Origin of the sequence: Thermobifida sp., assembly GCF_017577275.1 — a bacterium.
GTDB lineage: Bacteria > Actinomycetota > Actinomycetes > Streptosporangiales > Streptosporangiaceae > Thermobifida > Thermobifida fusca.
In genome coordinates, this window is sequence record NZ_PITY01000020.1 from 287470 (window position 1) to 302631 (window position 15162).

At 69.6% G+C, this 15162-nt stretch carries 14 protein-coding genes; 9 read left to right on the forward strand and 5 right to left on the reverse strand.

Annotated features, from left to right (window positions below):
• Positions 1-3: 3 nt before the first annotated feature.
• Positions 4-585 (reverse strand): 16S rRNA (guanine(966)-N(2))-methyltransferase RsmD, encoded by a 582-nt coding sequence (gene rsmD, locus CW348_RS06335; RefSeq protein ID WP_011291094.1) that lies wholly within the window; start codon positions 583-585, stop codon positions 4-6.
• A gap of 106 nt (positions 586-691) precedes the next feature.
• Complete coding sequence (gene recG, locus CW348_RS06340) at positions 692-2893, reverse strand: ATP-dependent DNA helicase RecG (RefSeq protein WP_011291093.1); 2202 nt, start codon at positions 2891-2893, stop codon at positions 692-694.
• Positions 2894-3216: 323 nt separating this feature from the next.
• Between recG and rpmB the strand changes: the two genes are divergently transcribed.
• A complete protein-coding gene (gene rpmB, locus CW348_RS06345; RefSeq protein ID WP_011291092.1) occupies positions 3217-3405 on the forward strand; it encodes a 50S ribosomal protein L28 in 189 nt (62 codons plus the stop codon).
• Positions 3406-3539: 134 nt separating this feature from the next.
• Here rpmB and CW348_RS06350 read toward each other — a convergent pair whose 3' ends face one another.
• Both CW348_RS06350 and CW348_RS06355 read right to left on the reverse strand, forming a co-directional pair.
• Positions 3540-4226 (reverse strand): cellulose binding domain-containing protein, encoded by a 687-nt coding sequence (locus tag CW348_RS06350; protein WP_016188280.1) that lies wholly within the window; start codon positions 4224-4226, stop codon positions 3540-3542.
• A gap of 222 nt (positions 4227-4448) precedes the next feature.
• Entirely contained in the window at positions 4449-5438 is a 990-nt protein-coding gene (locus CW348_RS06355) for a thiamine-phosphate kinase (RefSeq protein WP_011291090.1), read from the reverse strand.
• Between the two features lie 139 nt (positions 5439-5577).
• Here CW348_RS06355 and CW348_RS06360 point away from each other — a divergent pair, with 139 nt between their 5' ends.
• Both CW348_RS06360 and CW348_RS06365 read left to right on the forward strand, forming a co-directional pair.
• Positions 5578-5817 carry an Lrp/AsnC family transcriptional regulator gene (locus CW348_RS06360; RefSeq protein ID WP_011291089.1) on the forward strand — a complete coding sequence of 80 codons (240 nt, stop codon included), beginning with the start codon at positions 5578-5580 and terminating at the stop codon, positions 5815-5817.
• 24 nt (positions 5818-5841) lie between these two features.
• Entirely contained in the window at positions 5842-6312 is a 471-nt protein-coding gene (locus CW348_RS06365; protein ID WP_011291088.1) for a DUF3515 domain-containing protein, read from the forward strand.
• 58 nt (positions 6313-6370) lie between these two features.
• Here the strand turns inward: CW348_RS06365 and CW348_RS06370 are convergent, their stop codons facing one another.
• A complete protein-coding gene (locus CW348_RS06370; RefSeq protein ID WP_011291087.1) occupies positions 6371-7051 on the reverse strand; it encodes a DUF3105 domain-containing protein in 681 nt (226 codons plus the stop codon).
• Between the two features lie 197 nt (positions 7052-7248).
• Between CW348_RS06370 and CW348_RS06375 the strand changes: the two genes are divergently transcribed.
• The 6 genes from CW348_RS06375 (at position 7249) to CW348_RS06400 (ending at position 15106) form a co-directional block, all read left to right on the forward strand.
• Positions 7249-7824 (forward strand): DUF305 domain-containing protein, encoded by a 576-nt coding sequence (locus CW348_RS06375; RefSeq protein ID WP_011291086.1) that lies wholly within the window; start codon positions 7249-7251, stop codon positions 7822-7824.
• 190 nt (positions 7825-8014) lie between these two features.
• Positions 8015-9466: a cytochrome ubiquinol oxidase subunit I gene (locus CW348_RS06380; RefSeq protein WP_104612520.1), complete on the forward strand. Its 1452-nt coding sequence runs from the start codon at positions 8015-8017 to the stop codon at positions 9464-9466.
• A 9-nt stretch (positions 9467-9475) separates the two neighbouring features.
• On the forward strand, positions 9476-10504 hold the full coding sequence (gene cydB, locus CW348_RS06385; RefSeq protein WP_011291084.1) for a cytochrome d ubiquinol oxidase subunit II: 1029 nt from the start codon (positions 9476-9478) through the stop codon (positions 10502-10504).
• A 23-nt stretch (positions 10505-10527) separates the two neighbouring features.
• The gene (cydD, locus tag CW348_RS06390) at positions 10528-12342 is read left to right on the forward strand and encodes a thiol reductant ABC exporter subunit CydD (protein WP_011291083.1); all 1815 of its coding nucleotides are present in this window, start codon (positions 10528-10530) and stop codon (positions 12340-12342) included.
• Positions 12339-14120 (forward strand): thiol reductant ABC exporter subunit CydC, encoded by a 1782-nt coding sequence (cydC, locus tag CW348_RS06395; protein WP_104612519.1) that lies wholly within the window; start codon positions 12339-12341, stop codon positions 14118-14120. Before cydD ends, cydC begins: the two co-directional genes overlap by 4 nt.
• A gap of 176 nt (positions 14121-14296) precedes the next feature.
• Positions 14297-15106 carry an EI24 domain-containing protein gene (locus CW348_RS06400; RefSeq protein ID WP_011291081.1) on the forward strand — a complete coding sequence of 270 codons (810 nt, stop codon included), beginning with the start codon at positions 14297-14299 and terminating at the stop codon, positions 15104-15106.
• Positions 15107-15162: the final 56 nt, after the last annotated feature.

A 15162-nucleotide genomic window follows, 5' to 3' on the forward strand; every position in this document is an offset into this window, starting at 1 on the left:
AGGTCAGTCCCGATCAGGGAGGCTCGCGGCGTGACCGTACCAAAGGGACGTTTCGCCGTATTGACGGACCTTGCCTTTTTGGTAACCGTCAGGCCATCCCATGGGTTCCTTTCGAGATGAGCGTTCCACAACGATGAGAGTGCCCGCGGTCAGCCAGCCGTGGTCGCGGAGTGCCTCCAATACCGCGGTGACCTCGCGGTCTTCAATCGCGTAGGGCGGGTCAGCGAACACGAAGTCGTAGGGGCCGCCGTCCGGGCCGCGGGACAGGACGCGTTCCACCCGGTCGACGACCAGCCGCGCCCCGGGCAGTCCGAGCTGGGCGATATTGCGGTCAATGACCGCGGCCGCGCGCCGGTCGGCCTCCACGAGCAGGGCGTGCGCGGCTCCCCGGGAGAGCGCTTCCAGCCCGATTGCGCCGGAGCCCGCATAGAGGTCGAGCACCCGCAGTCCCGCGAGCGTGCCCAGTTCCGACAGCACCGAGGCGAACAGGGCTTCGCGTACCCGGTCGCTGGTGGGCCGGGTGGTCCGGCCTCGGGGGACAGCCAGGCGACGGCCTCCCGCAGTACCGGCGATGATGCGGGTCATCGGTGGTGTGCTCCCTCGTCTGTGCGCTGTTTTCCGCCCACCCTAGACCGGGTCCCGCAGGCGCCGGGACGGGCCGCAGCGCGGTGCCGCACTGCGGCGGCTCCCCTCAGGCTTTCTCTAGGTACTCTGCGCGGTCGTCGCCGAGCAGTTCGGTGAGGGCCTGGGCCAGCACGGGGTGGTCGGACAGCTCCGGGTCGGCGTCCACCAGGGCGGTGGCCTCCGCACGGGCCTGGCCGATCAGCTCCTCGTCCTGCTCGTGGGTGATGGTGAGCAGCCGCAGGGTGCCGCTGCGGCCGGACTGGGCCACGCCGAGGATGTCGCCTTCGCGGCGCTGCTCCAAGTCCAGCCGGGACAGGGCGAACCCGTCGGTGGTGGACGCCACCGCGTCCAGGCGCCGCCGGGCCGGGCTGCCCTCTTCAGCCTCGGTGACCAGCAGACACAGTCCGGGCAGGCTGCCCCGGCCGACCCGGCCGCGCAACTGGTGCAGTTGGGAGACCCCGAACCGGTCCGCGTCCATGATCATCATCACAGTGGCGTTGGGCACATTCACGCCGACTTCGACCACGGTGGTCGCCACGAGCACGTCGATTTCGCCCGCGGCGAAGGCCCGCATGACCTTGTCCTTCTCGTCAGGGGCCAGCCGGCCGTGCAGCGCGGCCAGCCGCAGGCCTGCAAGCGGCCCCTGCTCGACTTCGGCGAGCAGGTCGACAACGGCGAGCGGGGCGCGCCGCCCCGCGGTCTCCCCGCCGTCCGGTTCGGCGAAGAGCCGTCCGTTCTCCTCGGGGTCTTCGGCTTCCCCGCCGATCCGGGGGCAGACGATATAGGCCTGGCGGCCCTGCGCGACTTCTTCGCGGATGCGCTCCCAGGCCCGGGCCAGGTAGTGCGGTTTGTCGCGGGACGGGACCACGTGGGTAGCGATCGGGGACCGCCCGGCGGGGAGCTGCCGGAGCGCCACCACGTCGAGGTCGCCGTAGACCGTCATCGCCACGGTGCGCGGAATCGGGGTCGCGGTCATGACGAGCACGTGCGGCCGGCCACGGGTGGACTTGTCGCGCAGCGCGTCGCGCTGTTCTACGCCGAAACGGTGCTGCTCGTCGATCACGACCAGGCCGAGGTCGGCAAACGTGACCTGTTCTTGGAGCAGGGCGTGGGTGCCGATGACGATGCCGGCCCGGCCGGAGGCTGCGTCCAGCAGCGCTTCCCGGCGGGCGGCCGCGCCGAGCGAGCCGGTGAGCAGGGCGACGCGGGTCGCCTGTTCCGCGCCGTCGAGCTGGCCAGCCCGGGCCAGGGGGCCGAGCATCTCAGTGATCGAGCGGTGGTGCTGCTGGGCCAGCACCTCGGTGGGGGCGAGGAGAGCCGCCTGCCCGCCCGCATCCACCACTTGGAGCATGGCGCGCAGGGCGACCAGGGTCTTGCCTGCGCCGACATCGCCTTGGAGCAGGCGGTGCATGGGGTGGTCGGAAGCGAGGTCGGCGGAGATCACCTCGCCCACCTCGCGCTGTCCGTCGGTGAGCGTGAACGGCAGGTTCGCGTCGAAGGCGTCGAGGATCCCGCCGGAGATGCGGGGGCGGGGCTGGGCGGGCTGCCGCTGGGCGGTACGCCGCCGCTGGGCGAGCGCCACCTGGATGACGAACGCCTCGTCCCATTTCAGCCGCTTCCGTGCCGCGCGCACATCATCCCAGTCTTTCGGGGTGTGGATGAGCCGGTAGGCCTCGGACAGGCTCACCAGGCCGTGCCGGGCGCGGAGGTCGGCGGGCAGCGGGTCGGGGAGGTCCCCCAGGATGTCGAGGACCGTGGCCACGGCTTTGGCGATCTTCCACGAAGTGATCTTTTCGGTCGCCGGATAGATGGGGATGAGCGTGTCCGCGTAGGTGCGGGCCCGTTCCTGGATCGCGTCGTCGGACTCGAACAGCTCGTATTCGGGGTGGGCGAGTTGGCGGCGCCCCCGGTAGACGGAGACTTTTCCGGCGAACAGCCCGCGCCGGCCCGGCAGGAGCCGGTCGCGGTGCCAGCCGACCCGGTGGAAGAAGAGCAGGGAGAGCCGGCCGCGGCCGTCGGTGACGACGACTTCGAGGATGGAGCCGCGCCGCTGGCGCATCGGGCGGACCGTGCAGGTGAGGACTTCGGCAAGGACAGTGACCTGTTCCCCTTCGACCAGCCCGTCCAGGTCGGTGAGCTCGCCGCGGCGGTCGTAGCGCCGGGGGTAGTGGCGCAGCAGGTCTCCCACGGTGTGCAAGCCCAGTGCGGAAGCCAGGACCTTCGCGGTGCGGTCCCCGACGACGCGCAGCGACTCGGTCAAGTCGGTCATGGTCCCCCGCCTTCCCAGCCTCGTTCCCTGGCCGTGCGGCCCGCCACTGTGGCATCTTACGGATCGTCGCAGGGCTATACTTGGAGAAGCGTTGTGTCTTGGGACGGCTCCTCAGCGGGGGACTTCCTGAGCCGGATTCTCCCTTCCGGTTGGTGATCCGGCGCTCGTCCGGAGACATGGATCCCTGGTGTGGGGTCTTGTCCTGTCTTCGGGTACGCTTCCACGGTTGGCGTTCCGCGTCGACCTGCTTGCCCATCAGACCTTTCTCGGGTCATCGACGTGCGTGCGAGCACAGCCGGCCCGAGCGCGTGAATGGAGTTACCGTGGCTTCCGTCTGTGACATCTGCAGCAAGGGACCGGGGTTCGGGAACCGTATCTCGCACTCGCACCGCCGTACCCGCCGCCGCTGGAACCCGAACATCCAGACTGTCCGTACCCGGGTGGGGGGTACGCCGAAGCGGCTGAACGTGTGCACCTCCTGCATCAAGGCGGGCAAAGTCGATCGTTTCTGAATGCCCTTTCAGCGCGCACTCCGCGTGCGCACCATCGTCGAGCGTCACAGACGAACTGTCGTGGCGCTCGATCGTTTTTCTGGGCAGTGTGCGGCAAGGGAGTTCCCCAGGCCGGGAGACAGACGGCTTGCCGCTCACAGGGAGCAGGGCACGCCGTTGAACGAGCAGCTTTCCGGGGTGTGACTGGTGCCCCGCGCCGTGAAGCTGATGGTGATGGACTGCCCCGGGGGAATACCGTTGGACCAGTGCGGCTGGCGGGCGATGAACCCGCCGGGGACCGGTTCCCATTCGGTGCCCCAGGCGGAGACGATGCGGGCGTCGCTGAACTTCACTCGCAGTTCCCAGTTCTCCACCACGGCATCGCTGGCGTTGGTGATCGTCACATGCCCCATGAAATGGGTCTCGTCGTAGGCGATTTTCTGGTAGGAAACCCGCGGGGTTCCGGGCGCGCTCTGCGGGACGGGGAAAGACTGGTGTCCGCCGGGCGGGGCCGTTTCTCCGGGATCTGGAACCGGTGCCGTGCGCTCCGTTCCGTCGGGTGCGTCCTGTGACGGGGAGGGGGCGCTGCTCTCCTCGGCCCCCACGGTGATCTCCACTTGCGTGGAGATCGCTGCCTGCGGGCTGCCGTGTCCGTCCGTCGGCGGGGCTGCCGACGTGGTGACGCTCGGTGCCGGCGGCGTCTGGTCAGGTTCGGTAAAACGCAGGTAGATCTGGGTGGTGCTGTAGCTGAACAGCAACGCGCCGACGATCGCTCCGGAGACCACCGCGACGCGCAGCGGCCGCGGTGGGGATACGCGTTTGGGAACGGTGCTGCCCAGCACATGGCCCACTGTGGCCAGTGGGCCGCTGCCGGTGGGCTCTGCGCGGTGGGCGCCGCGTCGCCCCCGTCCCCGTCCGTGCCTCCGCATAGCTTCCGCGCCTTTCCGCACTCCTGTCGACCGGATCCGTGCCCTGGGCGTTTCCGGTAACGGACAAGCCGTCGGTCGCCAGAGCTTAGCGCGGCCAGTCACCCAAAACCGGAATCTTGCCTCTGGGTGACTTACTCATGACCGATCACTGTTGTCTGGCGTTCTTCGGAAATGGTCCCATCCGGAAAGTTTCGGGATTGCCCCATCGACCGTGACCCCGTCGCCGTCGACCACGGTGCCGATCACGGTCCACTGGCGGGGCAGTGACGTGCGGGGAGGGAAGGTGGCGGCGAGCGCGTGGTCCTCTCCGCCAGCGAGCATGTAGTCGAGCGGCGAGCGTACGGCGTTTCCGCCGCGGATCAGTGTCTCAACCGCCTCGACCAGCCCGGCAGGCGGGTGCAGGTCAGCGCTGCGTACCGCGATTCCCACCCCGGAGGCCGCAGCGATATGGCCGAGGTCTTGGAGCAGTCCATCGCTGATGTCGATCATGGCGGTGGCGCCCAGCCGCGCCGCTTCCGGCCCCGCTGGATAGGGGGGTGCAGGGCGGCGGTGTGCGGTCAGGCAGTCAGGGTGCCCTTCAGCCTGACCGGCGTGGAGAAGGGCGAGGCCTGCTGCGGCGAGTCCGAGATTACCGGTGACGGCGACGAGGTCGCCAGGCCGGGCCCCGTCCCGGCGGACGGGGGCAGCGCCGCGCAGGTCGCCGAGCGCGGTGATGGCGATGGTGAGGGTGTCGGAGCTGACGACGTCCCCTCCCACGACCGCGGCTCCGGCAGCGGCGCACTCGTCGCGCAGCCCGACGCTGAACTCGTCGGCCCAGGCGGTGGGGAGGTCGGCGGGGGCTGCGAAGCCGACGAGGAGCGCGGTGGGGTAGGCCCCCATGGCGGCGATGTCGGCGAGGTTCTGCGCGGCGGCTTTGTGGCCGACGTCGCGCGCACTGGACCAGTCCCGGCGGAAGTGCCTTCCCTCCACGAGCAGGTCGGTGGTGGCAACGACGCGGCCGTCAGCGGCCCGGACGACGGCTGCGTCGTCGCCGGGGCCGAGCAAAACGTTCTCGGTGGCGGGGAAACGGGCGGTGACCCGAGCAATCAACCCGAATTCACCGAGATTTCCGATAGTGCTTGACACGGTCTCCAGGGTACGGTGACCCTTCCGGTCACAGTGGTCTAGACCCGTGCCCCGTTCCGGACGCGGGATTGCCGGCGGTGCGGTCCGTGCGGGTCCCCACACGACAGACGCTCCAACGCAGAGTCGCGGAGGCTCACCCATGGTGCAGGCGTACATTTTGATCCAGACCGAGGTCGGCAGGGCAGCCCAGGTAGCGTCGGCGATCTCCACGGTAGAAGGGGTCACCCAGGTGGACGACGTCACCGGACCCTACGATGTGATCGTGCGCGCACAGGCCGAAGACATCGATGCCCTGGGGCGCCTGGTGATCGCGCGCATCCAGCGGCTCGACGGCATCACCCGCACTTTGACGTGCCCGGTTGTGAATGTGGAGTCCTAGTCCCGTGTGTGGAGTCGATCTCTGATGCACCCTGCGTCTCGTGCGGTCCGCGGCGTTTCGCTGCTGGTCGTGCTGTTGGCTGCGGCCACCGGGTGCGGTGTGGTCCGGATGGAGCCCCCCACTCCGGATGCGCACACCGCGAAACTGTGCCGATCGATGATGGCACGGCTGCCCGACACGCTTTATGAGCAGGAACGCATCCGAGTCGAGCCTGACTCCGAGTTGGTGGCGGCCTGGGGGTCGCCGACCATCGCGGTGCGGTGCGGGGTGGAGCGTCCCGCGGGGCTGCGTCCCGACTCGCAACTGCTGTCGGTCAACGACATCGCGTGGCTTCCCGAGCCCGCGGATGCGCCGACCCTGTTCACTGCGGTGGGCCGCGAAGCGTACGTGGAGCTGACCCTGCCGGCGACATACTCCCCTGCCGCCGAAGCGCTGACGACGCTCAGCGCACTGATCGACCAGGAGATTCCGGCCCTACCCCCGGGAGAACTGTGAGCGGGGCGCCTTGGCGCCCCGCTTGACCGCCGCCGTACCGTGGGACACGGCTGGGGAGCTACTGGTCTTCGCTCTGCTCCATGGTCTGGACTTCTCCGAGCAGGGCTTCCCACTCTTCGTCCGAGTCGGCGGTGGTCAGACCGACCGCGCCGTGGCAGGCAGCCCCGGGTTCCGGGGTCTGGGGGCCGCGCTCGTAGGCACGCAGGAAGCGGGGCAGTCGGGGGTCGTCGGCGCTCTCCACGCCCAGTTGCAGGCCCCAGGCGGAGGCCACGATGGGCGCGGGCATGTCGCCCTCGTACGGGCTGACCAGGACGTAGCTGCCTGGGGTGTAGAACTCCGCGAGTTTCTTGACTTCGTCTTCGGGCAGGTCGGGCCGGTAGGTGATCCAGACCGCGCCGTGTTCCAGAGAGTGGACGGCGTGGAGGTCGCGCAGCGGGGCGTCGTAGACGCCGCAGTTCTGCCAGGCCGCGTGGTGGTCGCCGCCCACGGGCGGGCTCTGCTCGTAGTCGACGTCTTCGGTGACGTGCTTCCGGGTCAGTCCGGTGTACTCCTTGAGCCCTTCGATGTTGCGGTCGCGGTAGTCGAGGTAGAAGAGGTAGCCGATTCCTCCCGCCACCAGGCTGACCGTCGCGATGATCGCGGCGATCTTGGTGATCTTGCGGTTCCGGGCTTCGCGCTCCCGCCGTGCACGCATTTCTAGGGCTACCTGGCGGCGCCGTTCCGCTGAACTCTTGCCCACCCGTTACTCCTCGTGGTTGTCCTCGATGAGGACTGTAAATTTTGTCACTTATGCTCCACTAGGGAACATACGCACCCTTAACGCAATTTCCCCCCAGGATGGTTCCGTTGGGTAACGAAGGCGATGCCAGAGCCGTAACAGGCCCACTACCGTGGGTATCGCGACGTGTTCCGCTGCCGGTCGTCCTCTTTCTGGTCGTGCTGACCGCAGCGGCGACTTTCCTGTTCACCAACCGGTCCGACAGGCCGTTGGACACCTCCGCTGACGTGGGCTTCCTGCGCGACATGAGCGCACACCACGCCCAGGCGGTGGAGATGGCGCTGATCATCTACGACAAGACTGAGGACCCCAAGCTGAAGACGGTCGCCTACGACATGGCCGTCACCCAGCAGGGGCAGATCGGGCGGATGGACGGGTGGCTGGCCGCGTGGGATCTGCCGATGCGCAGCAACCAGCCGCCCATGGCCTGGATGGCCGGGCACGACCACGGCGGTGGGGGCAGCGGCGAAGTCCCGGACCGGATGCCCGGGCTGGCCACGGACGAGCAGATGGCGCAGCTGCGGGAGGCGACCGGCCTGGAGGCGGAGGTCCTGTTCTTGGAGCTGATGATCGAACACCACCGCGGCGGGGTGGACATGGCCGAGGCGGCGGTGAGATTCGCCACTGACGAGAAGGTGATCTCGCTGGCTCAGGGCATGATCGACGCCCAGGAGAGCGAGATCGACCTGATGAACGAGATGCTGGTGGAAAGGGGCGCTGAGCCGCTCGAATAGCGGCCGCGCGCCTCGCGTCATCCGGCCCTGTCTGGCGGACGGCACGGTCTGCCGGGCAGGGCCGGATTGCTGTTTTCCCCGGTCGTTGCAGGGTTTTGCGATCTACTACACATCGTAGAACTACAACTTGTAGTAGTAGACTGCGAGGTAGTACGGGCCACGGGGCCGTTCCGGCTTTCGGAGAGGCGGTATGGACGCACTAGACCTTGCTCGGTGGCAATTCGGCATCACCACCGTCTACCACTTCCTATTCGTCCCGCTGACGATCGGACTCTCCGTCATCGTCGCCAGCCTGCAGACGGCCTGGTACCGCACCGGCAAGCACGAATACCTGCAGGCGACCAAATTCTTCGGGAAGCTCTTCCTCATCAACTTCGCCATGGGCGTGGTCACCGGCATCGTCCAAGAGTTCCAGTTCGGCATGAACTGGAGCGAATACTCCCGATTCGTCGGTGACGTGTTCGGCGCCCCGCTGGCGATGGAAGCCCTCCTCGCCTTCTTCCTGGAGTCCACCTTCATCGGCCTGTGGATCTTCGGCTGGGACAAGCTGCCCCGCAAGATCCACCTCGCCACCATCTGGGCAGCGGCCATCGGCACCAACCTGTCCGCCTACTTCATCCTCGCCGCCAACGCCTGGATGCGGCACCCGGTGGGCTACCAGGTCAACCCCGAAACCGGACGCGCGGAACTCACCGACATCTGGGCGGTGCTCGCCAACGACCAGGCCTGGTCCACCTACCTCCACACCGTCGCCGGGTCGTTCATCGCCGCAGGCCTGTTCGTGGTCGCGGTCAGCGCCTTCAAACTCATGCGCGCCCGCTTCCACGGTGACACCGGCACCCCCGGACAGGCCCCGCACCCCAGCGAACACGGACTGTTCCGCAAGACCCTGCGCGCCGGCCTGGCCGTCACCGCTCTCGCGGGCATCCTCGTCGCCTTCTCCGGCCACCACCAGGCTCAGCTCATGGCACAAGACGAACCCATGAAGCTGGCCAGCGCGGAAGCGCTGTGGGAAGACGAAGACGGCGCGGGCTTCTCGATCTTCGCGGTCGGCGACGTCGTCGACGGACGCAACCACATCAACATCCAGATCCCGCACCTGCTGAGCATCCTCGCCACCAACAGCCTCGACGGCAACGTCCAGGGCATCAACGACGTGCAGGAACGCTACGAAGCCCAGTTCGGTCCCGGATCGTACGTGCCGAACGTCCCGGTCATCTACTGGTCGTTCCGGCTCATGATGGGCTTCGGCCTGGCCGGAGTCGCCGTAGGCTTCATCGGCCTGTGGCTCACCCGCCGCGGCCGGCTGCCCGAGCACCGCTGGATGTACTGGGCCGCCATCCTCGGCCTGCCCGCGGCTCTCGCCGCCAACATCTGCGGCTGGATCCTCACCGAGATGGGCCGCCAGCCGTGGACCGTCGTCGGGGAGCTCCTCACCGCGGCCAGCGTCTCACCCGGTGTCTCCTTGACCGAGGTGGCGCTCTCCCTGGCCCTGTTCACGCTCGTCTACGGCGTGCTCGCCGTCATCGAGGCCGGGCTGCTGTGGCGCTACGTCAAGGCAGGGCCCACCCACGTGGTGCCCCCGCAGGACGACGACTCGGATGAAGACCGCGACGCCCCTGTCCCCGCGTTCGTCTACTAGGAGCCCGGCATGGATCTTCCAACTCTCTGGTTCGCCGCCATCGCGGTGCTGTGGATCGGCTACTTCGTCCTCGAAGGATTCGACTTCGGCGTCGGCATCCTGCTGCCCTTCCTCGGCAAGACCAACACCGACCGCCGCGTCATGATCAACGCGATCGGCCCGGTGTGGGACGGCAACGAGGTGTGGGTCCTCACCGCGGGAGGCGCGATGTTCGCCGCCTTCCCCGCCTGGTACGCCTCCCTGTTCAGCGGCTTCTACCTGCCCCTGTTCCTCGTGCTCCTCGCCCTGATCGTCCGCGGCGTGGCCTTCGAATACCGCGGCAAGGTCGACAGCGTGCAGTGGCGGGCCCGCTGGGACCAGGCGATCTTCTGGGGCAGCGCCATCCCCGCCCTGCTGTGGGGGGTGGCCTTCGCCAACATCGTGCGCGGTGTGCCGATGGACGCCGACCACATCGTCACCGCCAACCTGCTCGACCTGCTCAACCCGTACGCGCTGCTCGGCGGACTGACCACGCTGTCCCTGTTCACCCTGCACGGCGCCATGTTCCTCAGCCTCAAGACCGGCGGTGAAGTGCGGCTCCAGGCGCGCCGCGCCGTGCCGATGATCGCGCTGGTCGCGGTGCCCGCTGCGGCCGGATTCCTGCTGTGGACCCAGGTCTCCTACGGGACGACGTGGACGCTCCCGCTCGTCGCTATCGCCGCTCTCACCCTGGTTGCGGCCGTGGCGCTCGCCCTGCGGGGCCGGGAAGGCTGGTCGTTCACCGCAACCGCCACCACCATCGCCGTCGCTACGGTAGTGCTGTTCGGCTCGCTGTTCCCGAACGTGCTGCCCTCCACCACCAACCCGGCGTACAGCCTGACCGTGGAGAACGCGGCGTCGGCCGACTACACGCTGTCCGTCATGACCTGGGTGGCGGTGATCTTCCTTCCCGTGGTGCTCGGCTACCAGAGCTGGAGCTACTGGGTGTTCCGCAAGCGCATCACCCGGGAACACATTGAGCCGACCCTTGTCCCCGCCGGACGCCCCGGCGACGCCTGATCACTCCGTGAGGAAGCCGCTGTATGAAACCCCTCGACCCTCGGCTGGTGCGCACCGCTAGCGCGGTCCGGGTCCACCTCGCCGTCACCGTGCTGTGCGGGGTCGCCACGACCGGGCTCGTCCTCGCCCAAGCCTGGCTGATCGCCCGTGTCATCTCCGGCGCGGCCGCGGGCGAGGGGCTCACCGAACTGTCCTGGGCGATCGCTGCCGTCGCCGCGATCGCCCTGGGCAGGGCAGCGGTGTCCTACGGCACCGAAGCCGCCGCCCTGCACTCGGCGGCCCGCGCCAAATCCCAGCTCCGCCGACGCCTCATCGCCCACGTCACCGGCGTCGCGGTCCCCGGCTCTCCCGAACCGCCCCGGGGAGGGCCGGCACCGGGACCGGTCTGGTTGTCAGGGGCCAGCGGTCCCGCCGACGGCGAGGGGACGGGCACCCCGCGGGCCGGGGAACTGGCCACACTCGCCACCCGTGGCCTCGATGCACTGGACGACTACTTCGCCCGGTACCTTCCCCAACTGGTGCTCGCGGTCCTCGTCCCCCTCGCTGTCCTCGCCGTCGTCGCCCAAGCCGACTGGATCTCCGCGCTCGTCATCGCCCTCACCCTGCCCCTCATCCCGATCTTCATGGCGCTGGTCGGCTGGCACACCCAGGCCCGCACCCAGCGCCAGTGGCGGCTCCTCAACCGCTTGGGCGGCCACTTCCTCGACGTGGTCGAAGGGCTGCCCACTCTCGCCGTGTTCCGGCGCGCCAAAGCCCAGGCCGCGATCATCCGCCGGATCACCGACGAGCACCGGCACGCCACGATGGGCACCCTGCGGATCGCGTTCCTGTCCGCGCTGGTCTTGGAACTGCTGTCCACGATCGCGGTCGCCCTGGTGGCCGTGGAGATCGGCCTGCGTCTCATGTACGGGCTGCTCGACTACCAGACCGCGCTGCTCGTCCTCATCCTCGCCCCCGAGGCGTACCTGCCGCTGCGGGAAGTGGGGGCCCGCTTCCACGCCAGCATGGAAGGGGTGGCCGCGGCGGAACAGGTCTTCGCCGTGCTGGACGAACGCGCCGACCAGGCCAGGACGCAACCCGAAGCGGACTCCGCCCCGGCCCGGGAAACCGCCTCCCGCGCCCTGGTGCGCCCCTGCCTCGACAACGGCTGCACCGCCCCGCAGATCCGGTTCGCCAACGTCTCCCTCACCTACCCGGGGCGCAACCTGCCCGCGCTCTCCCAGGTCTCCCTGGTCATCCGCCCCGGGCAGCGGCTCCTGCTCACCGGTCCCAGCGGGTCCGGGAAGAGCTCCCTGCTGGCGCTGCTGCTCCGCTTCGTCGAACCCACGGAAGGCGCCATCCTCGTGGAACGCCCCGGCGGGACGGGGAGTGCGCCGCTCAGCCACATCCCCGCCGACCTGTGGCGGCAGCTCATCGCCTGGGTGCCCCAGCACCCCTACCTGTTCGACACCACGGTCCTCGAGAACATCCGGCTCGGCAAACCCGAGGCGAGCGTCGCCGAAGTGCGGCGCGCCGCGGAACTCGCGGAAGCACACGACTTCATCTCCACCTTGCCGTTGGGCTACGGCACCCGGCTCGGAGAGCGTGGCACGCGCCTGTCCGCGGGACAACGCCAGCGGATCGCCTTGGCCCGCGCTTTCCTGCGCGACGCGCCGATCGTGCTGCTGGACGAGCCCACCGCCCACCTCGACCCGGACCATGCCGCTGCGGTCCGCCGCGCGGTCGCCCGCCTCCTGGAGGGCCGCACCGGAGTCATCGTCGCGCACGACACCGGATGGTCGGAACTGGTGGACGAGACCGTGCACCTTGCTGGCGGTCGGATCGGAGCCCCACTATGAACCTTCCCGCACCGAAACCTGCCTGTCGGCCACTGCTGCGGATGATCGCGCTGGCCCGCCCGCGCACCACCCGGTTCGTGCTGGGAGTGCTGCTGGGGGCGCTGGCCACCGGTGCGGGCGTCGGCCTGTTGAGCGTGTCCGCGTGGCTGCTGGCCACCGCGGCCACGCACCCGCCGATCACCGCGCTCGGGGTCGCCGTGGTCGCCACCCGGGCCCTGGGCGTGACCCGGGGGGTGGCCCGCTACTTGGAACGCCTCGTCACCCACGATGCGGCGTTCCGCACGCTCGCCGAGGTGCGTGTGCGGGTCTACGAGCGGCTGGCCCGCAGCGAACCCGTGCGCCGCTTCCGCTCCGGTGACCTGGTGTCGCGGCTCGTCAACGACACCGACGCCACCCAGGACCTGCTGGTGCGCGGCCTCACCCCGCCGCTGTCCGCCCTCGCCGTCGGCAGCGCAGTCGTCCTGTTGAGCACTGTGCTGTTCGTGCCCGGCGGACTGCTGCTCGCTGCCGGGCTGCTCCTCGGCGGGCTGGCGGTGCCGCTGTTCGCGGCCGCGCTGGGCCGCACGTCGGGGCGCCACCAGGCCGCAGCGCGGGGAGAACTCTCCAGCTCCCTCGTCGACACGCTCTACGGGGCCCCGGACCTGGTGGCCTATGGGGCTATGGAGCAGGCGGTGCGCCGCGTGGAGCGGGCCGACGCCGAACTCACCCGCCTGGCGCGGCGGGACGCCGCGGTGCTGGGCCTCGGCACGGGTGCCAGCGCGCTCGTGGCAGGGCTGACAGTGTGGGCCACTCTGCTGCTGGGCGTCGCAGCGGTCGCGGGAGGCACCCTGGACGCGATCGCGTTCGCGGTCGTGGTGCTGACCGCGCTGGCTGCTTTCGAAATCGTCGCGCCCCTGCCCGCAGTCGCCGCGAAACTCGAGGCGATCCGCACGGCAGGCGCCCGCCTGTTCGACGTGCTCGACACCGAACCCGAAGTGAAAGCCGCGGCCGCTCCCGAACAGTCTGGGCTGCCCGACCAGGCGGCCACCCTCCGGGTGCGGGACCTGCGCGTCCGCTACGGTCCCGACGAGCCGTGGGCACTGGACGGCGTGGACCTCGACCTTGCTCCGGGCAAGCGGATCGCGGTGCTGGGGCCGAGCGGATCAGGAAAGAGCACTCTGGCTTCGGTGCTGTTCCGGTTCCGCGACCCGGATGCGGGCACGGTGACCCTCGACGGTGCCGACATCACCGACTACCCCGTGGACGAGGTGCGCCGCCTCATCAGCGGGGTGCCCCAGGACCCGCACATTTTCGCGAGCACGCTGCGCGAGAACCTGCGGTTGGCCCGGCCCGGCGCGGACGATGCGGAACTGTGGGCGGCCCTTGAGCGGGCCCGGCTGGCCGACGACATCCGCGCGACCATGCCTGACGGGTTGGACACCGAGGTCGGCGCGCACGGGGCCCGGCTCAGCGGGGGCATGCGGCAGCGGCTGGCCCTGGCCCGGGCACTGCTGGCGCAGCCCCGCATCCTGGTGCTGGACGAGCCCACCGCGCATCTGGACCCGGACACCCGGGATGCGGTCCTCGACGACCTGCTGGCGGCGTCCGCGGGCTATGCCACGCTCCTCATCACCCACGACCTGGCGCGGCTGGAGGAGATAGACGAGATCTATGTGATCGTCGACGGCCGGGTGGTGCAGCGCGGCTCCCACGACGAACTGCTGGCGGAGAAAGGCTGGTACCGCAACGCCCACGGCTTGGGCGACCCGCCGCGCGGCGGACTGCGGGCTGTGCGCTGACCCGGGGCGGCCGCGGTGGGCTGCCCGGTACGGCCGGGCGGGTCCGCGGGGACAGGGTTCGCACCCCAAGGCCGGTCCCGCTACGGTTGAGACCGTCATGCCCACCGTGCCGGGGTTGATGGGTGTCTGCGAGCCCCGCTGGTGGCTGAACTGTCGTCCCCCGTTATTGTCGCCCCGTGACTCTGCTGCGCGAAATCTTCACCGGCATCGGCACGCTCCTCCGCGGGTTCAGCATGATCCTGCGGCGGCCCAAACTGTTCTTCCTGGGAGCGCTGCCGCCTTTCCTCACGTCCATCCTGTTCGTCATCGCGCTGATCGCGCTGCTGGTGCGCCTCGACGACCTCACCACCTGGATGACACCGTTCGCCGCGGACTGGGCGCCCGGTTGGGCCACGACGGTGCGCGTCATCCTCGGCATCGTCGTCGTGGCCGCGTCCGTGCTGCTCATGGTCATCGGGTTCACCACGGTCACGCTCGCCCTCGGCTCCCCGCTCTACGACATGATCGCCGAAGAGGTCGAGGAGGAGCTGGGCAACGCCCCCAAGGCACCAGACGAACCGCTGCTGCGGTCACTCCTGCGCGCGCTGCGGATCTCGCTGGCCCTGATCTCCCTCTCCGTGGCCGCGGCGATCCCGCTGTTCTTCGCCGGGTTCATTCCCGTCGTGGGCCAGACGGTCGTGCCGGTGCTCTCCACCCTGGTCGGCGGCTGGCTGCTGGGCGCGGAACTCATCGGCTCGGCGTTCGACCGGCGCGGCCTGGTCCGGCTCCGGGACCGGTTCGCGGGACTGCGGCGGCGCCGGCTGCTGTCCCTCGGTTTTGCTGTGCCCGCCTTCCTGCTGCTGTCCATCCCGTTCGTGGCAGTCCTGGTGTTCCCGGCGGCCACGGCGGGCGGCACCATCCTGGCCCGCAGTCTGCTTCCGCCCTCACTCACACCGCAGGCGGAAACGGAACCTTCCCGCCACCCGAACGGTGTTTCCCGCCCGTGAGGGCGGAGTGAGGCGCGGGCCCCGGCGGCACGACAGCGGTGTCCCGGGGCTCTTTG